The organism is Ruegeria sp. YTSC192 (assembly GCF_059609705.1).
On sequence record NZ_JBXWMG010000007.1, the window covers coordinates 95,589 to 121,762 of the forward strand.

Here is a 26,174-nt window from a genome sequence, read left to right on the forward strand (position 1 = left end):
CGATGGACACACGACTGCTCAAACACTACGAAACCGAACTGGCCTTCCTGCGCGAAATGGGGGCCGAGTTTGCAAATGCCTATCCCAAGATCGCTTCGCGTCTGGGGATGGAAGGGATCGAGGTTGTCGACCCCTATGTCGAGCGCCTGCTGGAAGGCAGCGCGTTTCTGGCCGCACGGGTTCAACTGGAACTGGATATGCAGTTCCCGACCTTCACCTCGAACCTGCTCGAGATCGTCTATCCGCATTACCTGGCCCCGACACCGTCGATGATGGTGGCGCAGATGGAGCCAGACATCGGCAATGCCGCGCTGAAAGAAGGCTACCCGATCCCGCGCGGCACCACCTTGCGCGCGCGCTTGGCTGAGGGCGAGCAGACCGCGTGTGAGTTCACCACATCCTCGGACCTCACCCTCTGGCCTATTGAGATCACCGAAGCCGAATATATCGATGGTCGCGGAGAGCTGGTGGCCGCCGGAGTGGCCCGCGACACCGACGCGCGCTCCGGAATTCGACTGCGTTTGAACCGCACTGATGGCGAGCCGATGGCCGAGCTGGGTATGGACAGTCTCGTGATGCATCTGGATGCCCAAAGCGGCAAGGCCTGGGCGCTGCATGAGTTGCTGGCCACCCAATGTGTTGGGCTGACGGGCCGCTCGACGGACCGCCGCGCCGATTGGACCACACAGTTGACGAACGCAGATGCGGTTCCCAAAGGGTTCGAGGCGGATGAGGCCCTGTTGCCAACCCCGCGCCAGTCCTTCGACGGCTATCGCCTGCTGCAGGAATATTTTGCGATGCCGGAACGGTTCCTGTTTGTGGAACTGACCGGCTTGCGCCCCGCGCTTGAGAAATCGGCGGGTACGGATGTGGATATCTACATCCTGTTGCAGGACGGAATGCGCGATGTTGCGCCCGCCGTGACCCCTGCGGCCTTTGCCCTGAATGCGGTGCCTGCGGTGAACCTGTTCCACCGCCGTTGCGACCGGGTGCATATCACTCAGATGGACACCCAACATCATGTCGTGCCGAACCGCACTGCGGGTCTTGACCATGAGATATTCGCGATTGAACGCGTGACCGGAATTCAATCGGATGAAGAGGGCGACATCCCCTTCCGCCCCTTCTATAGCGACACAGATTTGACGGCGGCAGGCGACAATCACTCGGCCTATTACACGGTCAAACGCCGGATGCGGCAGCGAAACGAAAAGGAACGGTTGCGGGGTGTGCGGACCTCGTATCTGGGATCCGAGGTATACTTGACTTTGGTTGACCGGGCGCAGGCGCCCTATCCCGGATCGTTGGAGCAATTGGCAGTCGAAGCGCTTTGCTCTAACCGCGATTTGCCCCTCTTGCTGGCCGCAGGCGGCGATGACGTCTTTCACCTGCCGGACGGGGGTCCGGTCAAGACAATCCGGACGCCGGTGACACCCACGCGACCGCATGCGACCTTGGCTCAGGGTGATGCAGCGTGGAAGCTGATCAGCCATCTCAGCCTCAACTACCTGTCCATTGCGGGCGACGGGAAAGAAGGTGGGGCGGGTGCTTTGCGCGAATTGCTGGGTATCTACGCCCCGCTCGGCGATCGTGTAACCGAGAAACAGCTTGAGGGCGTCGTCTCAGTCTCGAGCCGCCCCATCGTGCGCCGGATGAGCGACGAGGTTCTCAGCACGGCGGTGCGCGGGCTAGAGATCACGCTGGGCTTTGACGAAAGCTTCTATGAAGGCACCAGCGTGTACGTACTGGGCGCGGTGCTGGAGCGGTTTTTCCGCAAATACACCACAATCAACAGCTTCACGGAAACCGTGCTGAAAACCGAACGACGAGGAGAGATTGCCAGATGGCGACCGGCGGCCGGACTGGGCAGGATCATCTGAGCCTGCTTGCCGCTCTGGCGGCCGACCCTGAAAGGCATCATGTCTTTCAGGCGTTGCGGGTGATTGAAGCGCATTATGCAGATGCGCCGCGCCTGGGTGAATCGCGCCGCCCGCGCGAGGATCGCGTGCGTTTGGGGCAGGATGTCTCACTGGCTTTCCCGCCCAACACGCTGACGCGGTTTGAACCGGCGACCGACGGCGCGCCGGGCAAGCTCAATAACCTGTTCTTTGGTTTTTTCGGACCGCAAGGCCCGTTGCCGCTGCACCTGACCGAGTTCGCCCGCGACCGGCAGCGCAACCACCGCGACCCGACTTTTGTCGCTTTTGCCGATATGCTGACCCATCGGATGATGAGTCTGCTGTATCGCGCTTGGGCAGCGGCAGAGCCCGCGCCAAGCTTTGACCGGGGCGATGATCCATTTGAACAACGGGTGGCGGCGCTGGCCGGGTTCAAGGGCGCGGACTATAGCGCCCGCGACGCGATGCCGGATATGCTGCGCCGCTTCTTTGCGGGGCATCTCGGGTCAGGGACGAAAACGGTCGAAGGCTTGATCGCCATCCTGTCGGATTACTTCGGGGTCGAAGCGCATGTACAGCAATTCGTCGGCGCTTGGTTGGAGCTGGAGCCGGACGACACGTGGCAGCTTGGTGCGCCCGCGCGGTTGGGGCAATCGACCAGCATCGGCAACCGCGTCTGGTCACGTTCGGCCAAGTTCCGCATCCGTATCGGGCCACTTTCGCTTGAAGACTACAAACGCCTGCTGCCTGGCGGCGTGTCTCAGCAACGGATGGAAGCGATCATCCGCACCTATGCTGGTGATACGCTGGATTGGGAGGTCAATCTGGTGCTGGCCGGTGACGAGGTGCCGCGTGCCTCGCTGGGTGGAACGACGCAGCTGGGCCATACCAGCTGGATTCGTTCCCGCGATGACCCCGACAAAGACCGCCCGGATGCGGACGATCTGATCCTGTATCCCGGATATGAATCACAAGAATTCGAGGCCGAAGAACTGGCCCATAACGAGAGGTATTGAAGATGACGGAAATCAGCCGCGTATCGCTGTTCGGCAAGTTGAACAAGCTGGGCTATCAGGCCATCGAAGGGGCCACCGTGTTCTGCAAGATGCGGGGCAATCCGTATGTCGAAATTCAGCATTGGCTGCATCAGATCCTGAACGGTCAGGACAGCGACATTCACCGCATCATCCAGCATTACGATCTGGATCCGGGCAAGATTGCCTCGGAACTGACGCGCAGTTTGGATATGCTGCCACGCGGGGCGTCCTCGATCTCGGACCTTTCCGATCATTTGATGGACGCGATGGAGCGGGGCTGGGTCTGGGGTTCGCTGCTGTATTCCGACAGCAAGGTGCGGACAGGGTATCTGATTTTAGGGATGCTCAAGACACCCGCGTTGCGCAACATTCTGGCCAGCATGTCGCCGGAAATGGCCAAGATCGGCGCGGATGATCTGGCGGATAGCTTTGCGCAGGCCACGGATGGCTCGCCCGAGGATACGCTGGGCGCGCAGGACGGCTCGAACGTGGGCGGCGGTGCGGAACCCGGCGAGGCCAGCGGCGCAATGGCCCCCGGTGCGATGGGCAAGGGCGAAGCGCTGGAGCAGTTCTGCACCGACCTTACCGAACAGGCTCGCAACGGTGAGATTGATCCAATCGTTGGTCGCGACGAAGAAATCCGCCAGATCGTCGACGTACTGATGCGCCGTCGTCAGAACAACCCGATCCTGACCGGTGAGGCGGGCGTTGGCAAAACCGCCGTGGTCGAAGGGTTTGCCTTGCGGATTGCGCGCGGCGACGTGCCGCCAGCGCTGAAAGATGTACGTCTGCTGGTGCTGGATGTGGGCCTGCTGCAAGCGGGGGCGTCGATGAAGGGCGAGTTCGAGAACCGCCTGCGTCAGGTCATTGATGAGGTTCAGGCCAGCCCGACGCCGATTGTGATGTTTGTGGATGAAACGCACACTCTGGTCGGTGCCGGCGGTGCTGCCGGAACCGGTGATGCGGCCAACCTGCTGAAACCGGCGCTGGCGCGCGGCACATTGCGCACCATCGGCGCGACCACATGGGCCGAGTACAAGAAATACATCGAAAAAGATCCGGCTCTGACCCGTCGTTTCCAGGTCGTGCATGTCGAAGAACCCGATATCCCAAAAGCGGTTCTGATGATGCGCGGCATCGCCTCGATGCTGGAAAAACACCACCGCGTTCAGGTTCTGGACGAGGGGATCGAAGCGGCGGTGACGCTGTCGGCGCGCTACATCCCTGCACGCCAGTTGCCGGACAAATCGGTCAGCTTGCTGGATACGGCCTGCGCGCGGGTCGCTGTATCTCAGCACGCGGTTCCGGCCGAGGTCGATGACAGCCAACGCCGGATTGAGGCGCTGACAACCGAACTGGAGATCATCGAACGCGATGAGACCGCAGGCTATGACGTTGCCGACCGCCGCGAAGCGGTGAACGCCGCGAAAGAGGCGGAAGAGGCGCGGTTGGCCGAACTCACCGGCCGGTGGGAAGCCGAAAAGAAGGTGGTCGAAGAAATCCTCGACCTGCGGGCCAAGCTGCGCGCAGGCGGGCAAGAGGTTGAAGGCACCGGTACCGCCGAGGGTGAAGCCGCGACCGAAGAGGCCTCAGGCGCGCAGACCGTCGACCGCGACGCGCTGCTGGCCGAGTTGAAGGCCAAGAACGCCGAACTGATAGAGGTACAGGGCGACATCCCGCTGATCCTGCCCATCGTCGATCATCAGGCCGTGGCCAGCGTTGTTGGCGACTGGACCGGCATCCCCGTGGGTCGCATGGTCAAGGACGAGATCGAGACCATCCTGAACCTTGAAAACCGTCTGGCGCAACGTGTGATCGGTCAGGACCACGCGATGAAGATGATCGCCAAGCGGGTGCAGACCAGCCGGGCGGGGCTGGACAATCCGAACAAGCCCATCGGGGTATTCATGCTGGCAGGGACCAGCGGCGTCGGTAAAACCGAAACCGCTTTGGCGCTGGCCGAGGTGCTCTATGGCGGCGAACAGAACGTCATCACCATCAACATGTCCGAATACCAAGAGGCGCATACAGTCAGCAGCCTGAAAGGCGCCCCTCCGGGCTATGTCGGCTATGGCGAGGGCGGTGTGCTGACCGAGGCGGTGCGGCGCAAGCCATATTCGGTCGTGCTGCTGGATGAGGTCGAAAAGGCCCACCCGGACGTGCATGAGATCTTTTTCCAGGTCTTCGACAAGGGCGTCATGGAAGACGGCGAGGGCCGCGTGATCGACTTCAAGAACACGCTGATCTTGCTGACTTCGAATGTCGGCACCGAAATGATCATGGATATGTGCGCCGATCCCGACCTGATGCCCGATCCCGAAGGCATGGCCAAGGCGCTGCGTGATCCGCTGCTCAAGGTGTTCCCGCCAGCGCTGTTGGGACGTTTGGTGACGATTCCCTATTATCCGCTCAGCCCCGAGATGCTGGGCGAGATCACAAAGCTACAACTTGGCCGAATCAAAAAGCGCGTCGAATCTGCGCATGGTGTACCATTCGAATACACCGACGCCGTGGTGGACGAAATCGTCAATCGTTGTCAGGAGCTGGACAGCGGTGGTCGTATGATCGACGCGATCGTGACCAATACAATGCTGCCGGATATCTCGGCGGAATTCCTAAAAAGAATGATGGAGGGCGAAGAAGTTTCCAAAGTCGTGATCGACGTCACAGACGGGGGCTTCACTTACAGGTTTGATTGAGCCCAACGCATGATGCGTCTGACCGAGAAAGGGGACACTTTATGAAGGCGACTATGACACCGGAACTGGATCAGAAATGGTGGTCCAAGAACAAACCGAAGCTGATGAAGAAAACCGGCCTGGGCGATGCTTTGAAAGCATACCAGGTTGCCGAAGATCAGATGGATTGGGATAAAGCTCTGAAAGCCTTGTCCAACGTCAAGCGCAAGGTGGCCGAGGCTGTGAAGCTCGCGGGCAGCAAGCATTCCGATACTGTTACGGTCCTGAAAAAGTACCCCAAGATCATCGACAAGAAAGAAAAGGAACTGGAAGAGAAGAAAAAGGACGCTGCGGCTCGGGCCAAGTCGGGTTCGACCGATGCGCCCAAGCAGAAACTGGGTAAGTCGGTTGTCATCTGGAAAAAGGATCTGGGCACCGAGATTACCAAGAAATACAAGCCCGACTGGCTGAAAGAGCTGAAGGGCTATGCGTTCCAGTTGAAGCTGAACGATGATCTTCTGGATGTTCTGGAAGATGAAGGCGATTATGTCACGCCGCAGCAGATGGTGGATGACGCCAATGCGGTGACCGACAAGCTGGTTGATTTGATAGTCAAAGAGCTGAAGGCGACGGATGCGGCGATCAAGAAGGCGGGCGACGCAAAGAAACGCGCGGCGTTGATCAAGGGATTCGACGACAAGCTGGCGACCATCATGAACGGCGCCAAAAAGCACTATGAGTCGATCCCGGCCAAACGCTGGCTGGCCTTTGTGAAGCGCAAGCAGCAATACAAGGATTACAAGGTCAAAACAGGCTTTGACATTACGCTTGGCGTTTTGGGCGTTGCTGGCGGGGCCGTTGGTGTGGCCGGAGCCGCGGCAACAGGCGGTGCGTCGCTGGCCTTGGGGATTGTCTCACTGGTGCGTGGCGTTGCGCAACTGGCAGACAAGATCAAAGACGCCGCGCAAGAGGCCGAGAAGGTTGAGAAAAATCTCAAAGGTGATCTCGATACGCTGCTCGCGCGGTATCGCAATGCCGAAGGCGAAGCCAAGAAAGGCGTTCAGGGGGGGGCCGAGGTTGGTGCGTCAGTCCTCAAGGGTATTTTGGGCACAGATACGCCGTTTCTGGCCACTCTGCCGAAATGCGACAAGAACTATGGCCTGTGGCAGAACAAGGTTGCCGGGCTTGAGGTTGGCGGGCGCAAACTGTCTCAGGCGATCATGAAAGGTCTGCAGGAATGCGACAAGCTTGAGAAAGCCATGAAGCAGGCTGATGCGAAGAAGGCTGGCAAGTATCTGGACAAGCTCAAGAAAGCCCGCGCCTCATTGCAGAAGGGTCTGGATGGGTGTTCGGATATGATGAAGCGTGTCTCAGACGCTGATAAAAACGCGCCGAACCTCAAGAAAATGCTGGACGCGCTGAATTCGAGCAATCCGAAATATGCTCAGATTTTCGACAAGGTCTTCCCTGTGGTCGTCAACTTGACGTTGGCAGGCGCGAATGCCGGAGTTGGGTTCAAAGAGGCCGCCAACACGTTGGATACGGTGAACACGGCACTTGGTTTGTTCAACGACATTGCCTCGGAAGGCAAGGATCAACTGGAAGAAGCGATCGGCTAAGCGAAGGGTCGGCGCTCGTGGCCCAATGACACGCGGCGCCGACCTCATCCGGCAGGAACGAAACGGAATATAGGCGCGAAAAACATGGCTAAGAAAACAGTTACATCTCATAAATTCTACGTGGTCGATCTGATCCGGTCGAAGCCCAAGCTTCAGTATATCGAGATCCCCAGCTACCGCGTTGACGTTAATTTCGAAGTCACGGCCAAGGGTCCGGTGCCATCGACCACGCTGAAACGTCTCGAAGCGGCCGGCATGAAAGAGCTGGAGCGCTATGAGACAGTAATCAGCCAGGAGGCCGTCAAGCTCGACAAGAAAGTCGCCGAGCTGATGAAGACGCCGGGTCCGAAATCTCAGGCAGAAGCCGAGAAGATGATCCAGGCCACCAACCAGATGATCAAGAACGCCCTGCGATCCGCGGAAGGCGCCGCTCAGGTGGCGATCGAGAAGCAGATCAAGGTTGAGGCGAACAAGGACAAGCTGCTGAAAGAGGCGCGGGTCAAAACCACGCTGAAGGTAACCGCCGGTGTTATCAAGATCGGGACAGCTGTCACGCGGTTGGTGGCGACCTCGGGCGCGGATGTCATGGCCTACAAGACTATCGTCAAGCAGGTCTATGATCTGGGCAAAGAGGTGCAGCAGCAGTTGAAGGGCGAAGAGAAGCTGCGCAAGGAATTGTACGGCGCAATTCAGAAATACATCACGCTGCGTGGCACTTCGATCATGCAGGCGGCGGAACGGCAGGGGATTACTGATACCTCTGGTATTTCGGTCAAGAAACCGATGGAAGCCATCCAGAAGCTGACCGCCAAAGCGGTCGCAATGGGCGAAGAAGTGACCAAGGGCCGAGACGCCAAGAAGATCGCCAAAGAAATCGCGGATTTTGCGATCAAGGGTTATCAGGCAAACCAGAAGGACTCGAACAAGAAGCGCGCGCTGTATCGCGAGCATACGACAAAGACGCGTCACAAGGTCGATGATCTGGGCAAGGCCGCCGACAAGCTGATGAAGGCTGCGAAGTCGCAGAAAACCCTGAAAGAGGGTATCAGGCTGGGGGCCGAGTGCATGACCGTCAAGCGCGAGGCCAGCGCCATGGCCGCCAAGCTCGAGGAACGTCAGAAGTTCCTGGCCGAGATGGAAGAGCTGATGATTGGCAATGGCCTGAAGGTGGATGACACGGCCATTGTCGACAAGCTGAAGAAGCTGGATAAAATGACGGTTCTGAAGGAAACCAAGACGATGCTGACCTCGGTCAAAGGGGTTTATACTCTGGTGAATGAAATCAGCGACGTCGTTGGTTAAACAACAAAATTCCGGGTGCGGTTCACCGCGCCCGACACCCAAAGAGACAGGAGGTGTTGGTGGAAACCGGTATCGAGAAGAGCGAAACGCTCCGCGACACCGTGCGCGAGTTTGTCGAGCGTAAGGCTGTGACCAACACCATTCTTGGTGTGATCATTTTCAACGCGATCACGCTGGGGCTATCAACCTCTCCTTCGGTTCAGTCGAGTATCGGCCCGACCCTGGTTGTGATCGACAAGATCGTGCTGGGCATTTTCGTGGCCGAACTGCTGATGAAATTCTATGCCTACCGGTTGAGCTTCTTCAATAACGCCTGGAACATCTTTGACCTTGTTGTGGTTACGCTGGGTTTGCTGCCCAACCGCGATGGGTTGTCCGCGTTGCGTGGGTTGCGCGTTATCCGGGCGATGCGTCTGCTGTCTGTCATTCCGCAGATGCGGGCGGTGGTTCAGGCCTTGCTGGATGCGCTGCCTGGGATGGGCGCGGTGATCATCATGATCTCGATCGTGTTCTACGTTTTCGCTGTCATGGCGACTTTGATGTACGGCCCGGATTTCCCGGAGTGGTTCGGATCCTTGGGTAAATCGCTTTATTCCCTGTTCCAGATCATGACGCTGGAAAGCTGGTCCATGGGCATCGTCCGTCCAGTGATGGAGGTTCATCCAACCGCTTGGATCTTCTTTGTGCCCTTCATCGTCATCACTGCCTTCTCGGTTCTGAACCTGTTCATCGGTCTGCTGGTCAACACCATGCAGTCGGCGGTGGAGGACGAGTCGGTCGAAGAATTCTCGCACTTGCGCGAGTTGGTGCGCAGCGAGACCGATATCGTGGACGATCACGTCAAGGAACTGTTGGTCGAGGTTCGCGCCCTGCGGCGCGAAGTGGCCGAGTTGAAAGGTCAGGCCGATGGCTGACAGCTCTCAGAAATTCATCGCCCGCAATCGGGCTCCGCGCGTTCAGATCGAATATGATGTCGAACTTTACGGGGCCGAGAAAAAGGTTCAACTGCCCTTTGTCATGGGCGTGATGAGCGATCTGTCTGGGAAATCCACGGTCGAAACACCCTCGGTCTCGGATCGCAAGTTTCTTGAGATTGATGTCGACAATTTCGACGACCGTATGAAGGCCATGGCCCCGCGTGTCGAATTTGCCGTGCCCAATACGCTGACGGGTGAGGGCAATCTGGCGATTGATCTGACATTCGAGAAGATGGCCGATTTCACCCCGGCTCAGATCGCGTCAAAAATCGAGCCCCTGCGCAAATTGCTTGAGGCCCGCACGCAATTGTCGACCTTGATGGCCTATATGGATGGGAAGACCGGGGCCGAGGCGCTTATCGAAAAAGTGCTGGCCGATCCGGCCCTTCTGGGCGCGCTTGCGGGCAGTACGCTCCCCGATCAGGACAATGCAGCCACGTTGGATGCCTTGCGGGAAATGATGCCCGAAGACGCCCCTGCTGACAATTCGGTGGAGGATGCGCTTGCGTCTTTGCCCGAGGTTGAGGCCGCTGAGGAACAGGATCAATCGGCTGACATCTTGTCCGATCTGGCGGCTGACGATCCGGGTGACACGCCGGAAGATACAACCGTCGCAGATGCCTTGGCCTCTCTGCCTGACTTGGTTGAACCCGAGGCGCCTGTAGATGACAGCGCGGATGTTTTGTCCAATCTGGCGGCTACCGCGCCCGAGGAAACAGCTCAGGACACCTCTCTCTCGGACGCTTTGTCTTCGCTGCCTGAAACTGAGGTTGTCGAAGAAGCCGACACGTCAGGCGATATTCTGGCGGAATTGGCCGATGCCGCGCCAGCGGATGAAGTTGAAGACACAGCCGCAGATGACATCCTGTCCAGCCTGCCAGAAGCTGACTTGACGGCGGAAGAGGACGTGTCGGACGATATCTTGTCCGATCTGGCCAGCGCCGAACCTGATGACGAGCCAGAGGATACCTCGGTCACGGATGCCCTGTCGTCTGTTCCAGAAGTGGAACTGCCCGACGTGTCGGATGCCTCGGCGGATGTTCTTTCCAATCTGGCCGAAACAGCGCCCGAGGCGGCTGAGGTTCAGGATGTGACCTCGGATATTCTGTCTGACCTCAGCGACACGGTCACGGAGGAAGTTGAAGACAGCACTGTGTCCGATGCCCTCGCGTCTCTGCCCGAAACTGATGTCGCGGATGAGGTGGACGGGTCTGGTGATATCCTGTCAGAGCTTGCAGATGCCGCGCTGGATATTGAAATCGAAGATGATACGCTAAGCGATGTTTTGGCCTCTGTACCCGAGGCCGAGGCTGCGTCTGAGCTGGATCAAAGCGATGATATCCTCTCTGAACTGGCCGATCTGGAACTGGAGGAGACGGAAGAGGACGGTGCGTTGGATGCAGCGCTTTCATCGCTGCCGGATGCCGATGAAGAGGCCAAGGAAGACCACTCTGACATATTGTCCGATCTTGCCGATGCTGCCCCTGAAGAAGTGGCCGAGGACGTGGATCTGAACGGTTTGCTGGATGATCTGGCGGAGAAGGCTCCGGATGAAGCTGGTGAACCTGCCGCGGATGACATCCTCGCAACAGTACCCGAACTGGACAGCACAGATGAGACTGATCCGTTGGAGGATATCCTCGGTGATCTGGCCAGTGACGATCAGCCGGATCAAGAGACGGACGAGTCCGACCTGGATGATTTGCTTGCCGATCTGGCGGATTCTGCTGACGAGGCACAGCCTGACGAGGATGTTTTGGACGACATCCTCGGGGATTTGGTGGAACCCGAAGCTGATGAGGTAGATGAAGCCGACGTAGAAAATGTTCCTGCAGATTTGGCCGAAAAGCCTGACGGCGATCTGGATGATCTTTTGAATGACCTCGGAGCGGATGAGGATACATCTACACCGACCGATGAAGCGGCCGATGATCTGGACGATCTGCTGGGTGATCTTGAAGAGACGTCGGAAGATGCGTCGGATGATCTGGATGCGCTTCTGGATGATTTGGAATCTGAGCCGGATAGCGACGCGGCCTCAGACGATTTGGACGCCTTGCTTGGTGATCTTGAAGGTGATGATGAGACCGACGACGCGGATACAGATGATCTGGATGCGCTACTGGCTGACCTCGGCGACGATGTTGAGGATGAAGATGCTGGCGGGGACGATCTCGACGCCTTGCTGAACGACCTTGGGGCGGACGAGGACAGCCCACCTGAGGAGGGGTCAGCGGATGATCTGGACGATCTGTTGGCGGATCTTGGCGGTGATGATACCAGCTCGGACGATCTTGACGATCTGTTGAACGATTTGAGTGCGGATGAGGATGGCGATGCCTCCTCGGACGAAGCGACAGATGACTTGGATGCATTGCTGGGCGATCTCGAACTGGACGACGAGGGCGGATCTGACGATCTGGACGATCTGCTGAGTGATCTCGATGCCGATGACGCGTCAGGCGAAACGGCGGATTTGGACGACGAGCCGCAATTGGCCTTTGGTCGCATGAGCGCGGACCGACCTGACCCCGAGCGGCTGAAACGTACCCGGTTCCGGATCGCGATCTTTGGCGATTTTTCAGGCCGCGCGGCGCGCGGGCAGATCGAGACCGGAGACGCCTTGGCCGCACGCAAGCCGATCATTCTGGACCCCGATACGGTCGAAGAAGTGATCGAGGGCTTCGCAACCGATCTTGTGCTGCCGATTGGCAAGGACGGGGCGGGGATCGAAGTGAAGCTGAAAGAACTGGACGATCTGCATCCCGACGAGCTTTATGAAAAGGTTGAACTGTTTGACGGACTCTCGGGTCTGAAAAGCCAGCTGAGCGCGGGCGGGACTGCGGATCACGCCGCCAATCAGCTGATTGGTTGGGGGGAAGAGTTCGGGCAGGCGGTGGTGCCGCCGCGCAAGACCTCGGGCGGTAACACGGTGCGAGCTGACCTGAAGCTCAGCGATTTTCAGAAGCTGATCGGCGATACATCGGGTGAACTGGCGCAGGCCTCACCCGTTGATGATCTGCTCAAACGCGTGGTTGGCCCTCATATCCGCAAACTGCCCAGCCCTGATGTGCAGGCGATGCAAAAGGCTGTGGATGAGGCGCTGAGCGCAGCCATGCGCATGGTTCTGCATCACCCGGAGTTCCAATCCGTCGAAGCACAATGGCGCAGCCTCGACCTGATCGCACGCAATGTTGAGGATGACGATACGCTCGACGTGGTTTTGTATGACGTCTCGGCGGAAGAGATCGCAGCAGATCTGGCCGCCGAGGAAGATCTGGCAAAAACCGGTCTGGTACGATTGCTGACCGAAGAGCCGCTGGATGAAGAAAACGGGCGCGGCGGGTATTCAGCACTGATCGGGCTTTATACCTTTGAGGAAACGCCGCCTCATGCGGAACTATTGGGCCGTATTGGCCGCGTCGCCGCCCATGTGGATGCGCCGTTCATCAGTGCAATCACCCCGGCCTATCTGGATGTGAAGCCCGAGGATCGCCACCCGCTGGTGGTCGAAGCCTGGGATACTCTGCGCGCGATGCCCGAAGCCGGACATGTTGGCCTGGCCTCTCCCCGGTTCCTGCTGCGGCGGCCTTACGGCGCCAAGTCCGAGCCAATCTATGAGTTCGATTTTGAGGAATTCACCGAGTCCGAGGGCCTGCGCGGTATGCTTTGGGCCAATCCGGCGGTTCTGGTGACGATCCTGTTGGCGCGGTCCTTCAAGAAGAATGGCAAGGCGATGAATTTGGGCTCGGTCATGAGTTTGGGTGGCATACCTTTCCATTTCGTCAATGACCGCTACGGCGATCAGGTGGCGCTGCCTTGTACGGAACGCAATATCACGCTGCCCAAGCACGAACACTCGGTTCAGCGCGGTTATATGCCGGTGCTGTCGGTCAAAGGCCGCGATGAAATCCGGCTGGGCTCGTTCAACTCGGTCGCGGGGCAGGAGATTCTGGGCCCATGGTCCGGTATGCCCGCGCCTGCGCCGTCGCCGGATGTGCCTGCGGCACCCGAGGCTGATGAAAATGACGATCTGGATTTGGATCTGGACCTCGACACAAGCGAAGACGATGATTTCGACCTTGATCTGGACCTTGGGGATGACGACAGCGGCGATCTGGACGACCTGCTGGCGTCATTTGGCGACGATGATGACGATGACGATAGTGATGACGAAGATATGGACCCCGAACTTGCTGCGCTGCTGAACGATCTGTGACGGCGCGGTGAACCAGAATTGGAAGGAACGGTAAATGGCTGAGAGTCTGCAAAGTAAAGAGTGGCCGCTTCGGATTACGGGGTCGTATAGCTATGGTGAGGATGATCTTGTCATCAGGCGGGCCGTCGTCTCGGAAGAGCTTGGGAAACTCACCGAAATTCAGGTCGAATTCCTGTCGGAAAAGACCACGATTGCGTTGGACAAGCTGCTGGGCAAGGTAATGACCATCCATCTGGCCGCGGACGGGGCCGAGCGTAAATTCACCGGCACGATCGTAAGGGTGGAGCGGCTGGCGTTGCGCGATGGCTATGTGCAGTTTCTGGCTGAATTGCGCCCCTGGTTCTGGCTACTGACGCAGACCACCGACAGTCGCATCTTTCAGGAGATGACGGCCGTGCAGATTATCGAAAAGATTTTCGGTGAATACGGGCTCACGGATTTCAGAAAAAGCCTGCGCGCCACTTACCAGCAGCGCGAATATTGTGTGCAATATCGCGAAACGGATTTCGACTTTATCTCGCGCCTGATGCAGGAAGAGGGCATTTACTACTATTTCGATTACACGAATGCCGAAGACAAGAATGAGACGCTGGTCATGTGCGATGGACCGTCCGCGCATACACCGATTGCCGGGGACGCAAAGGTCGAATTCCGGGGCGGGGATGATTACAGCCAACGTCTTGGTGACTCGGTCACCGAATGGGCCGCGTCCGAGACGATCCGGCCCGGAGTTGTCTCGCTGGGCGATTTTGATTTCGAAAAGCCAAAAGCGTCGCTGGATGCGCGGGCCAAAACGCCGACCGGGGCAAAGCACGGGTTCAAGGACAAGCTGGAGCTTTACGATATCCCTGGTCACTACAAGGAAACCGGGCCGGGCAATACGCTGGCCAAGGTGCGGATGACGGCCGAGGATGCTCTGTTCGACCGGCGGCGCGGGCGGGCCTCGGTCCGGGCGCTGGAAACCGGCCGCAAGTTCACGCTGAAGGATCATCCCGACAAGGCCGAAAACGCGGAATACCTGATCACCAAGGCACGGTATTATCTTCAGACCACGGAAGGTTATGGATTTGCCAAGAACGACAAAGATCTGGACACCGGAGCGCTGGAGTTTCCGGAGGACAGCAATGAGATGTTCATGGTCGAGTTTGAAGCCCAGCCCGGCAAAACCGAATTCAAATCGCTGCGCACGATTCCGTGGCCTGAGATCTCGGGTCTGCATACAGCCATTGTGACCGGCAAGAGCGGTGAGGAAATCTGGACTGACAAATACGGTCGCATCAAGGTTCAGTTCCATTGGGACCGCGAAGGCAAGAAGGACGAAAAGACTACCTGCTGGGTGCGGGTTGTCACCCCTTGGTCGGGTAAAAACTGGGGTATGGTCAGCATCCCTCGGATTGGTCAGGAGGTTGTCATCCAGTTCGAAGAGGGTGATCCGGATCGGCCGATCTGCACGGGTATGCTCTATAATGCCGACACCATGCCGCCCTATGCCTTGCCTGCAAACCAGACGCAAACCGGGATCAAGACGCGGTCCTCGAAACAAGGCAGCGCCGAGACATTCAACGAGCTGATGTTCGAGGACAAGAAAGACGCCGAACTGGTGCGCTTTCAGGCGCAGAAGGATCATGAGAAGCTGGTCAAGAATATGTCCACGATCACGATCGGCTATGACAAGCTGGACAAGGGTGGCAATGGTGGCGACGGCTGCCTCAGCCAGGTGGTCAAGAAGAACGTGGATGAGACGATCAAGGAAGGCGACCATACCTTCACCATCGAGAAGGGTAACCAGACGGTTAGCATCAAGACTGACCAGACCGAGACCATCGAAGGTAAATCCACCCGCACCGTCACGGGCAATCACGCCGAGACGATCAAGGAAGGTAATCTGACGACCGAGGTCAGTCAGGGCGATAAGTCCACCACGGTCAAGATGGGTGATATTCAGGTCGATGCCAAAATGGGCAAGATCACAATGACCGCAATGAAGTCGATCGAATTGAAGGTTGGTGGCTCATCGATCAAACTGGACCCGACAAGCATCACGATCAAGAGCACGATGATCAAGGTTCAGGCAAACGCTAAGCTTGATGCGAAAAGCCCGCTGACAACGGTAAATGGCGATGGCATGCTGACCCTCAAGGGCGGCGTGACCATGATCAACTAGGGGGGTAACGCAATGACAGACCGTTTTTCCGGAATGACCAAAACGCCCCAGATGCCCGCTGCGCGCATGCTGGCCGATGCCAATGCCCGCCTGAGCGTCAAGCTTGCGGCCCCGGCCAGTGCGCCTTTGGATGTGGTATTGAACGAGTTGGAACAGAAAGGCGCAGTGATCGACATCCTGCGCCTTCTGGGGGTGGCCTTGCCTGCCCGCGAGCGCGTGTGGTGGTCCTGTCTGGCCGCGCGCGACTATATCGGCGAGGCTCCGGACAATAACACGCCCGCGCTGGCGGCGTCCGAGGATTGGGTGTTTCGCCCTACACCCGAGAATCGCGATAAGGCGGGCGCGACGATCGAACTCGCCGAGCCAGATGATGAAACGGTAAATTGCGCCATGGGCGTGTTATACTCGGACGGAACCCTGGGTTCGGGTGATCTGGCCAATGTTCCGGCCCCGCCGGGCGCGGCCGAAGTTTTGGCCTTTGCGATGAATGTTGTTGCAATGGACAAACATGAAGAGGATTTTGACACCTACGTGCAGTTGCTGATTGACCGTGGGGTCGATATTGCTCGGGGTGGAAATGGTAAGCTGGACCGCGAGAAGGCCAGCGCTGAGACAGAGGAGTAAGCATGGGATTCCCGCAAGCACGAATCTTGGATTTGCATGCGTGTACGCTGCCTGCTCCTCCGCCAGCCCCGCCACCGCCAGCTCCGGTGCCGATGCCGATCATGCCGCCATGCTGTCCGACGGTTCTGGTGGGAAAGCTACCAGCCGCACGTTTGACAGATTTGGCGACACCGGCATTCCCGCACCCGATCATCAAAGGATCGGCCACCGTTCTGATCAGCAAGCTGCCTGCCGCCCGCGTGACAGATACCTGCGCCTGTGGTGGTCCGATCATCAAGGGCGAGTTTACCGTACTGGTTGGAGGATGAAGACAAACGAATGACGGTCACTTTGAAATTCCAATCCACCGGCGTGGTGCCGGGCGACGGGCGCCCGGTCTCGATGCAGGGGGGCTCTTTGACCGTGGGGCGTGGGCCGGCCAATGACTTGGTCCTGCCTGACCCTGAAAAGACGCTGAGCAAAAGCCACTTCGTGATCGAGGATCACAATGGAAACGTTGTGATCGTTGATCTTTCGACGAATGGAACTTTTCTGAACTACTCGAAAATCCCTCTGGGTCGAACGCCGACGCCGCTGAACAATGGTGACGTGCTTGCTGCGGGCGGGTATGAGATGGTTGTCGAAATCGGGGCAGACCTGCCCAGTTTCGAAGAATCGATCCCGCAGCCGATGCAACAGGCCGGGGTGTCTCCGGGTGTGTCCCGGAACGCGCCGGATCCGATGGCGTTGCTGGAGGATGCGGGCCCCGGCGGGGATTTTCTGGATGACCTCTTGGGCGGTGAAGCCAAAGGGCCCGGGCAGATTTCCACGCCCGACCCGATGGATGAATTGCTGCCGCCCCTGGATGATGACGATCCGTTCTTTGCCAAGCCCAAGGACGTGCATGCGGATATGGGCGCAAGCGATGCGATGCATAACCCGTCGGCCAATGATGCGTTTACCGCGCCCTCTTCCGGGGGCGCGAACCTGATCCCCGATGACTGGGACGATGATCTGCTGTCACCCTCGGGCAGCTCAGCCTCGGACCCGTTTGCCGCGCCCGAACCGGCCCGTCCTGAACCCACTGCGCCGCCTCCGGTTATGCCAAAGCCGGGCAGGCAGGCTGATGCGGCTCCGTCGCGCGAACCGGTTGAGGTGGAAAATCCCGTTCCGACCGGCGCGTGCGATCAATCCGCCGCACGCGCTTTGCTGGAGGCGTTGGAGGTCGATGATCTGCAGATTGACGACGCCGATCTCCCTGCCACGATGGGCCGCATGGGACGTGTGTTGCGGGTGATGATCACCGGCTTGCGGGAAATCCTGATGACCCGCACCTCGATCAAGTCCGAGTTTCGTATCGAACAGACCATGATCAATGCGGGCGGGAACAACCCGCTGAAGTTTTCGATCAGCCCTGAACAGGCGATTGAGGCCTTGGTCAAACCCCGTGTCAAAGGCTACCTTGCCTCGGAAGAGGCGACCGAACAGGCGCTGAACGACATCAAGGCGCATGAGGTCGCAATGGTCACCGGTATGGAGGCCGCCCTCAAAGGCGTTCTGGCCCGGCTGGACCCCGAGGTTCTGGCTGGAAAAATTGAAGGTTCCAGCAAACTTGGGTCACTTTTTAAAGGTAAAAAAACCCAATACTGGGAAGTGTACGAGAAGATGTATGCCGATATCTCGGATCAGGCAGAGAACGACTTTCACGATCTCTTCAGCCGGGAATTTGCGCGCGCGTATAAAGAACAGCTGGAAAAGCTGAAGTAACGCCCCAACACGGGCGACAAGAACAAGGGAGGGCAGCCATTGTCCTGGGACAGCAAGGTGCTTTGGACCGAAGGGTTGTTTCTGCAACCCCATCACTTCCAGCAGGCGGATCGGTATACCGAGGCGCTGGTGGCGGGCCTCGCGCGGCGTGTTACGCCTTATGCGTGGGGTGTCAGTGCGTTAGAGATCGATGATGAAGTGCTTAAGGTCGGGCAGTTCGCGCTGAAATCCTGCTCGGGGCTGACGCCAGACGGGCAGGTGTTTCGTGTGCCGCAGGCCGAAGATCACCCACCCGCGCTGGAAGTGCCCGAGACGATCAAGGATTGCGTTGTTTACCTGACGGTTCCTCAACGGCGGCAGGGTGCATCCGAGGTGGATCTGAGCGGGGCCGAACAATCCGTCAGCCGGCTGCGTCCGGCCGAGCAGGAAATCACGGATGTGATGAGCCAGCAGAAAAAGCCCGTCACCCTTGGTGTCGGCAAGCTCCGCTTGCAGTTCGCGCTGGAAGTGGATGATTTGGCTGACAAATTGGCGATCCCGATTGCAAAGATCATCGAAGTGCGGCCAGACAAAGAGATCATTCTGGATCGCGGCTTCATTCCATCGGTGCTGGATGTGCGTGCCGCCGCCGCGCTGGCTGGGTTCATGAATGAGCTTGAGGGGATGCTGTCGCACCGCATGCAGGCCTTAGCAGGGCGTCTTTCGGATGGCGGACCGGCAAAGGGGGCTGCCGAGATCTCGGATTTCCTGCTGCTGATGACCATCAACCGCAACCTGCCCTTGGTGCGCCATTTCGCCAATATCGAGAACGTGCATCCCGAACATGTCTACCGTGTCTGCGCCGCGCTCGCCGGTGAGTTGGCAACCTTCATGAGCACCGAGAAAGAGGCCGTGCAATTCCCGGCCTACCAGCATGACGACCTGACCGCTTCTTTTGCGCCTGTGATCCGCACCTTGCGGCAGTATCTCAGCTCGGTTCTGGAGCAGACAGCGGTCTCAATCCCGCTGGAGGCGCGGAAATATGGCATCAGTGTGGGCGTGATTGCTGACCGCAAGCTGATCGGAAATGCCGGATTCGTGCTGGCCGTGAATGCAGATATCCCGGCTGAAGACGTACGCCGTCATTTCGCAGGGCAGGCCAAAACCGGACCGGTTGAAGAAATCCGTCAACTTGTGAACTCGGCCCTTCCTGGTATCACGCTGCGCCCGTTGCCCGTCGCTCCGCGGCAGATCCCGTATCATTCCGGCGTCGTCTATTTCGAATTGGATGCCGCCAGCCCCTATTGGGGCAAGATGACCACTTCGGGTGGGATCGCGGTTCATGTGTCCGGGCAATATCCGGGACTTGAGATGGAGCTGTGGGCGATCCGCAACCAATAAGAGTGAACGTGGTCACTGGCGGTGCCGAAACAATTTGATAGGGCTTGATATGTGGGTCACACTCGCAACGCGGAAGCCTTGAGGAAACAGGTCAAAGAATGTCCGACAAAGATCCATTTGCCGAACCGGACGACACCGACAAGACGGTCATTCGCCCCAATCCCGGTGGGCGACGTCAGGCGGGCGGGATGCAGCAACAGCCGGTTCCGCAGCAACCGGCCGGATACCCTGATCCGATGCAGGCACCACAGGCCGAGCCCATGGAGCAACCTGCGCCGGGCGGCGCGGGATACGGGGTGCCTCAATCCCAGACGCCTCAATCGCGGCCTGCGCCTGCTGGTGAAGAGGTCGCAATCACCGGCATGAACCGGCTGAATGCCTGCGCGGCGTCGCTGTTTTCCTTGATCAGCCGCATTCGCAACCGCGCGCAACATATGGACCCGGACAAGCTGCGCCAAAGCGTTGTGGCCGAGGTGCGCGCGTTCGAAAATGCAGCTTTGCAGGCAGGCATTGCGGCGCAGACCGTCAAGATCGCTCGCTATGCTTTGTGCGCGACTTTGGACGACGTTGTTTTGAACACACCGTGGGGCGGTCAATCCAGCTGGGCCACCCAGTCTCTGGTCGGCACCTTCCATCGTGAGACCGTCGGCGGTGATCGCTTCTATGACCTGCTGGCACGCCTCGAGCAGGACCCGGCCAACAATATTGAGCTGCTGGAATTCGTTTACATGTGCCTCTCGCTTGGGTTCGAGGGGCGTTTGCGCGTCGAACAGGGTGGTTCGGACAAGCATATGCAGATCCGTCAGGGTCTGGCGCGGATCATTCGCGCGCAGCGTGGCGACGTGGAACGGGATCTTGCCCCGCATTGGGAAGGGGTCGACAAACCCTATCGCGCCCTCAGCCTTTGGAAGCCGGTCTGGATCGCTGTTGGCGTGACCGCGCTGCTGCTGCTGATCGAATTTGGTGGGTTGTCTTATCTGCTGTCCAACAAGACAGAAAACCTTGTGGGGCAGATGTCGGTGATTGATGCTGGCCGGGTGACAGAGCTGCAGCGCCGCGCGCCGCCGCCACCTCCGCCACCGCCTCAAGCCCAGCCGCAGGTCGAAAAGGTCGTAGCTTTCCTGCAGCCCGAGATCGACGAAGGGCTGGTTGAGGTCTTTGAGAAGGGGAACACGCTGATTATCCGCATCAAGGGATCGGGCATGTTCGGGTCGGGGTCGGATCACCTGCAGGACAAATTCAAGGAACCGGTGCGCCGCGTGGCGGTTGCCTTGGACGGAGAACCCGGAGGGGTGATCGTGACCGGGCATTCGGACAACGTGCCGATCCGCTCATCCCGCTTTCCGTCCAACCTTGCACTGTCTCTGGCACGGGCCAAATCGGTGATGAATCAGATGGCGGGTGAGATTTCCGATCCTGACCGCCTCAGCGCCGAAGGCCGTGCCGATAGCGAACCGATTGCCGACAACTCGACCCGCGAAGGCCGGGCCACGAACCGCCGGATTGAAGTCCTGCTGGTTCAGGAGGAGAACTGATGATCCGCCGCGTTCTGAGATATGTTTTCATGTCGATCTACACCGTGCTGTTCTTCACGGCGACGGTTCTGGCCGGGTGTCTGTACTATTTCGGCCCGTGGATCGGCTCGGATGAGTGGCGGCCGCTGGACGGAGTTGGGACGCGCCTGATCTGGTGCGGGGTGATCTATCTGGTCTTCTTCCTGATCGGTCTGACCATATTCCTGCTGCGCCGACGTCGCGAAAAGAAGCTGACGGAAGAGATCACCGAATCCGTCGCCGACGGCGGCGACATGATCGACAGCGAGATTTCCGAGCTTCGCGGAAAACTGAAAACCGCGATGGCGGCATTGCGCAAGTCAAAAAACGGTCGGCGCCATCTGAATGAGCTGCCGTGGTACGTCATGATCGGCCCTCCGGGTGCGGGCAAAACGACGGCGATTGTGAATTCGGGCCTGAACTTCCCGCTGGCCGATGAGCTAGGCAAGACTGCGATTGGCGGTGTCGGCGGCACGCGGAACTGCGACTGGTGGTTCACCGAGAACGCCGTTCTGATCGACACGGCCGGGCGCTACACCACGCAGGAAAGCGATGCCGAGGTCGACAATGCGGCCTGGATCGGGTTCCTCAACCTGCTCAAGAAATACCGCAAACGGCAGCCGATCAATGGCGCGATGATTGCGATTTCGCTGTCTGACCTGTCCTTGCAGGACGAGGTCACGCAGAAAGAACACGCCAAAGCCGTCCGTCGCAGGCTGGAAGAGCTGCGTGAAAAGCTGGGCGTGCGGTTCCCAGTTTATATCCTGTTTACCAAGGCCGACCTGATCGCAGGCTTTGCCGAGTTTCACGACAATCTGGGCAAGGAAGATCGCGAACAGGTTTGGGGCTTTACCCTGCCATTGGACAAATCGCGCAGCGAGCAATCTCCGGTCGCGGCATTTGATGAAGAATTCGCCCTGCTTCTGGGTCGTCTGAACTCGCAGTCGTTGGAGCGGATGCAGACCGAGACGGACCCGCAGCGCCGCGCGCTGATTGCCGGGTTCCCAATGCAGGTCGCCTCGGTCCGCAAAGTCGCGCATGAGTTTCTGGCCGAGGTGTTTCAGGACAGCCGATATCAGCATCGTCACATGCTGCGCGGGGTGTATTTCACCTCGGGCACGCAAGAAGGCACACCGATTGATCGCCTGATGCTGGGCATGGCGCGCACCTTTGGGATTGGCCGTCAGGCTATCGGCTCGGGGCAGGGATCGGGTCGATCCTATTTCCTGACGCGCCTGTTCGATCAGGTGATTTTCCGTGAGGCCGGGTTGGTCAGCGCCGATGACAAGGTCGAAAAGCGCTACAAGATCACCAAATGGGCCTCGATTGCTGCGACCGTCATTGCCGCTGTCACGGTCGGTGCCTTGCTGGTGCGCAGCTTCATGGGCAACACCGATCTGATTGCCGAGGCTCAGGAGGGTGTATCCGCCTATCAGGCCGCCGCTGCGACTTTGCCGCCCAGCCCCGTTGGCGACACCGATCTGGTTCCGGTCGTGCAAGCTCTGAACACGTTGCGCGATCTGCCGGCCAATCCGACGCTATCGGATCCAGAGCCCGAAACTCGACTGACCTATGGTCTCTATCAGGGCGATGTGATCGGCACACAGGCGGCGCAAACCTACCGTGCTGCGTTGAACCAGCGCCTGTTGCCGCGTCTTCTGCTGCGTCTCGAAGAGCAGATGAGTGCCAACATCAACAACGCCGATGTGTTGTATGAAGCGCTGAAGGTCTATCTGATGCTAGGCCTGCAAGGGCCGATGAACCAGGATCTGGTCAAGGAATGGATGAACATTGACTGGAGCGTGTCCTTCCCCGGCCCATCGCGTGAGGAATTCCGCGCTGACCTGAACGATCACCTCGACGCCATGCTGAGCCAGCCGATGCAAGAGATCGCTCTGAATGGCCCGATGGTGGATCAGATTCAGGGTATCCTGTCGGAACTCCCGCTGGCGCAGCGTGTCTATAACGGCATCGTCTCCAGCCCTGCGGCCACAGCGCTGCCGGAGTGGCGGATCACCGAAGTGGGCGGCCCCGCTGTTGGTCGCGTTCTGGTGCGGTCCTCCGGGAAACCTCTGAACGACGGGATCGAGGGCATATTTACCTACAATGGCTTCAATAACGTCTTCCTTGGAGAGGCGATCGGTGTCGCCAAACGCGTGCAAAAGGAAAGCTGGGTTCTGGGCCCACGCGGTGAGGCCGAACAGACCGAGCAAGCGCTCGCTGCCCTCAGCCGCGATGTTCTGGACCTGTACTACAACGACTACATCGCGCGCTATGATGCGATGCTGGGCGATATCGACATCGTGCCGATGGAAAGCCTCAGCCACGCGGTTGAGGTCACCAATGTGCTGTCAGGTCCGACTTCACCTATCGTGAATGTCCTGAATTCGATCTCGGATGAGACGAAACTGACCGAAAACCGTTCGATCCTGTCCGGCAATGATGCGGTTAGCGAGGGTGTCGCGGGGGTTGCTTCTATTGAACTGCAATCCGCGACCTCAGCCCAGACGCAGATCCTGTTGGAGGCCTTGGCCAAAACCAGCGGTGTCAATGCCGGTGAGCCGGTGCAGGCGCCGGGACAGTATGTCGAGGATCGCTTTGATTGGCTGCATCAATTGGTTGAGCGGCAAGAGGGGCAGCCTTCGCAGTTGGACATGCTGATGGGGTCGCTGACAGGTGTGTATCAGGAGCTGAACAAAATGTCGTTCAGCGGTGTCTCCGGTGGCGAAACCGGGCAGGCCTTGCAGCAGTTCCAGCAAGAGGCCGCCCGTATTCCCGGCCCGATGGAACGCTGGGCATTGCAGATCATCGACGGTTCGTCCGGGATCACCTCGGATAGCACCCGCTCGTCCATCAACGCGCGGTGGCAATCGACGGTTTTGCCGTTCTGCGAGCAGGTTGTCGGGGATCGCTATCCGTTCAACCGCCGCTCGGGTGCGGATGTTGCGATGGGTGACTTCGGCAAGTTGTTCGGCCCGCAAGGTCTGATCGACTCGTTCTTCAATGAAAACCTCGCCAAACATGTGGATATGCGCACGCGGCCATGGTCGTGGAAGTCCGGGGTCAATGCGACCGATCTGGGCATCAGTCAGGCGGTTCTGACCCAGTTCCAGAACGCAGCCGAGATCAAGGAGGCTTTCTTTGCTGCAGGTCCACAGCCGCAAATCCAGTTCCAGATTATGCCCGAGGCACTGGACCCAAAGGCCAAAGGCGTCAAGCTTGAGATTGATGGCCAAGTGCTGGAGTTCAAACATCGCGGCGGTTTGCCCTCACCCCTTGCTGTGACATGGCCTGGCTCGGTTGGGCTGGCGCGCGTCAGTTTTGAGCCGGAAAAACGCAATATCGAAAGCGTTCTGTCCAAGGACGGCCCCTGGGCCTGGTTCCGTCTGCTGGACGCGGCCGAGGTACGGCGCACCAATGTGTCCGACCGCAAGAAGGTGATCTTCAATGTCGGTGGTCGCATCGCAATCTTCCAGTTGCAGTCAGGGTCGGTCATCAACCCCTTCGCCCTGCCAGCGCTGCAGAAATTCAGCTGTCCCAAGTCGTTCTGATGCAGACAGGCGGGTTTGGTGCATTCGGCAAGATGCCCTCGGTCGGAGATTTCTTCCGCCTCGGGGTGTCACAGGCGTTTGTGCAGCCGTGGGATGAGTGGATACAGCGCAGCATGTTGGCCGCGTCAGAAACCTTGGCTGAGGCGTGGGATTCCCACTACATGTCCGCTCCGATCTGGCGGTTTTGTCTGTCTCCGGGGTTGGCCGGGCCGCAAAAGATGCTGGGGGTTCTGATGCCTTCGGTGGATCGGGTCGGACGGCGGTTTCCCTTGACCTTGGTCGCCGGCGTTTCGAACGAAGGGTCTGCCGCGTTGGCGCATTTCCGCGCGGCCGAAGTCTACCGACAGCTCGAAGATCTGGCGCTTGCCGCGCTTGAGGATGACATGACCCGCGACAAGCTGGCCGAAGGTCTGGCCGCTTTGCCGGACCCAACGCAGCAACCGGCAGCCCCTGTGCGTGCGCTTGGGAACACGATGGTTCTGACCCGCGGGGACGTGTCCGACAGCCTGCTACCTGATCTTGCAGCGGGCTTGATGTCGCAAAGATATCGCACCCCAAGCGTTTGGAGCACCGAAATCGGCGGCGTCCCCCGAATGATGATCTGCGAAGGTTTACCGGATGGGGCAAACATGCAAGGCTTGTTTAACCTTCACGCCGCATTGTGGACCGAGGCACGACCAATATGAATTCAAGCCACCGCGTTCGGTACAGCGCACGCAGCCATGTGGGCCTCAGGCGGAAGGTCAACGAAGATGCGGTGCTGGCGTTGCCCGAAGAAAGCCTCTGGTTGGTGGCTGACGGGATGGGCGGGCATGATGCGGGTGACTATGCCAGCCGATTGGTCGCAGATATGGTTGCAGCAATCCCGCCCGGTTTGGCCCCTGCGGATCGGTTGACCGCATTGCGGGACGCGATCCAGCGCGCCCATGCCGTGATCCGGCAAGAGGCGGACGCCCGAGGTGGCGGCACGATTGGCACGACAGTTGCGTGTATGATGCTGGCCAACGGGCATTTCGTGGGGCTTTGGGCCGGGGACAGTCGCATCTACCTGCTGCGTGAGGGCAAAATCCAGATGCTCAGCACCGATCACTCGGTCGTGGCGGACCTGGTGCTGGCTGGGCAGATGAGCTGGGACGAGGCCGAGCAGCACCCGCAATCCAACGCGATCACGCGGGCCGTGGGCGTTGGGGAGGTTCTTGAACTGGACAAGGTCCGCGGTGAGGTTCAGCCCGGTGACCGTTTTCTGATCTGCTCAGACGGGCTCAGTAAATATGCGACCTTCCCGATGCTGGAAAAGGCGCTGTCGGATATGCCGGTCGAGACTGTCTCGGATCAGTTGGTTCAGATCGCGCTGGATGGAGGTGGGGCCGACAACATCACAGTGATTGTCGTCGACATCCTTTAACTTCACATTTTGACGCAGGAA

General features: G+C 58.9%; 16 protein-coding genes and 1 pseudogene. All 17 read left to right on the forward strand.

Features of this window, described 5'->3' with window-relative positions; all coding sequences use genetic code 11:
- The first annotated feature begins 2 nt into the window (after positions 1-2).
- The 17 genes and pseudogenes from tssF to AC2FD8_RS11995 all read left to right on the forward strand — a co-directional run bounded on the left by tssF (position 3) and on the right by AC2FD8_RS11995 (position 26,153).
- Positions 3-1,880: a type VI secretion system baseplate subunit TssF gene (tssF, locus tag AC2FD8_RS11915; RefSeq protein WP_496856369.1), complete on the forward strand. Its 1,878-nt coding sequence runs from the start codon at positions 3-5 to the stop codon at positions 1,878-1,880.
- Positions 1,844-2,914, forward strand: a complete 1,071-nt coding sequence (gene tssG, locus AC2FD8_RS11920) for a type VI secretion system baseplate subunit TssG (RefSeq protein ID WP_496856371.1) — start codon at positions 1,844-1,846, stop codon at positions 2,912-2,914. The genes tssF and tssG overlap by 37 nt, the downstream gene beginning before the upstream one ends.
- Before the next feature lie 2 nt (positions 2,915-2,916).
- Positions 2,917-5,634, forward strand: coding sequence for a type VI secretion system ATPase TssH (gene tssH, locus AC2FD8_RS11925; protein WP_496856373.1), 2,718 nt, complete (start codon positions 2,917-2,919; stop codon positions 5,632-5,634).
- 53 nt (positions 5,635-5,687) lie between these two features.
- Positions 5,688-7,232 (forward strand): hypothetical protein, encoded by a 1,545-nt coding sequence (locus tag AC2FD8_RS11930; RefSeq protein WP_496856374.1) that lies wholly within the window; start codon positions 5,688-5,690, stop codon positions 7,230-7,232.
- An 84-nt stretch (positions 7,233-7,316) separates the two neighbouring features.
- On the forward strand, positions 7,317-8,534 hold the full coding sequence (locus tag AC2FD8_RS11935; protein WP_496856376.1) for a hypothetical protein: 1,218 nt from the start codon (positions 7,317-7,319) through the stop codon (positions 8,532-8,534).
- A gap of 56 nt (positions 8,535-8,590) precedes the next feature.
- The gene (locus AC2FD8_RS11940; protein WP_496856537.1) at positions 8,591-9,448 is read left to right on the forward strand and encodes an ion transporter; all 858 of its coding nucleotides are present in this window, start codon (positions 8,591-8,593) and stop codon (positions 9,446-9,448) included.
- A pseudogene (tssB, locus tag AC2FD8_RS11945) lies at positions 9,441-9,938 on the forward strand (type VI secretion system contractile sheath small subunit); the annotation flags it as partial. The gene AC2FD8_RS11940 and the pseudogene tssB, both read left to right, overlap by 8 nt.
- Positions 9,939-9,971: 33 nt before the next feature.
- Entirely contained in the window at positions 9,972-13,730 is a 3,759-nt protein-coding gene (locus AC2FD8_RS11950) for a type VI secretion system contractile sheath domain-containing protein (protein WP_496856538.1), read from the forward strand.
- A gap of 34 nt (positions 13,731-13,764) precedes the next feature.
- On the forward strand, positions 13,765-15,894 hold the full coding sequence (locus AC2FD8_RS11955) for a type VI secretion system Vgr family protein (protein ID WP_496856378.1): 2,130 nt from the start codon (positions 13,765-13,767) through the stop codon (positions 15,892-15,894).
- A gap of 12 nt (positions 15,895-15,906) precedes the next feature.
- A complete protein-coding gene (locus AC2FD8_RS11960; RefSeq protein WP_496856379.1) occupies positions 15,907-16,518 on the forward strand; it encodes a DUF6931 family protein in 612 nt (203 codons plus the stop codon).
- A gap of 2 nt (positions 16,519-16,520) precedes the next feature.
- A complete protein-coding gene (locus tag AC2FD8_RS11965; RefSeq protein ID WP_496856381.1) occupies positions 16,521-16,826 on the forward strand; it encodes a PAAR domain-containing protein in 306 nt (101 codons plus the stop codon).
- A 10-nt stretch (positions 16,827-16,836) separates the two neighbouring features.
- The gene (tagH, locus tag AC2FD8_RS11970; RefSeq protein ID WP_496856383.1) at positions 16,837-18,264 is read left to right on the forward strand and encodes a type VI secretion system-associated FHA domain protein TagH; all 1,428 of its coding nucleotides are present in this window, start codon (positions 16,837-16,839) and stop codon (positions 18,262-18,264) included.
- Between the two features lie 39 nt (positions 18,265-18,303).
- Positions 18,304-19,644 (forward strand): type VI secretion system baseplate subunit TssK, encoded by a 1,341-nt coding sequence (tssK, locus tag AC2FD8_RS11975; protein ID WP_170378397.1) that lies wholly within the window; start codon positions 18,304-18,306, stop codon positions 19,642-19,644.
- Between the two features lie 98 nt (positions 19,645-19,742).
- On the forward strand, positions 19,743-21,179 hold the full coding sequence (gene icmH / locus AC2FD8_RS11980; RefSeq protein ID WP_496856385.1) for a type IVB secretion system protein IcmH/DotU: 1,437 nt from the start codon (positions 19,743-19,745) through the stop codon (positions 21,177-21,179).
- Positions 21,179-24,748 (forward strand): type VI secretion system membrane subunit TssM, encoded by a 3,570-nt coding sequence (tssM, locus tag AC2FD8_RS11985; protein WP_496856387.1) that lies wholly within the window; start codon positions 21,179-21,181, stop codon positions 24,746-24,748. Before icmH ends, tssM begins: the two co-directional genes overlap by 1 nt.
- A complete protein-coding gene (gene tagF / locus AC2FD8_RS11990) occupies positions 24,748-25,434 on the forward strand; it encodes a type VI secretion system-associated protein TagF (protein WP_496856389.1) in 687 nt (228 codons plus the stop codon). The genes tssM and tagF overlap by 1 nt, the downstream gene beginning before the upstream one ends.
- Positions 25,431-26,153 carry a PP2C family protein-serine/threonine phosphatase gene (locus AC2FD8_RS11995; RefSeq protein ID WP_496856391.1) on the forward strand — a complete coding sequence of 241 codons (723 nt, stop codon included), beginning with the start codon at positions 25,431-25,433 and terminating at the stop codon, positions 26,151-26,153. Before tagF ends, AC2FD8_RS11995 begins: the two co-directional genes overlap by 4 nt.
- Positions 26,154-26,174 lie beyond the last annotated feature (21 nt).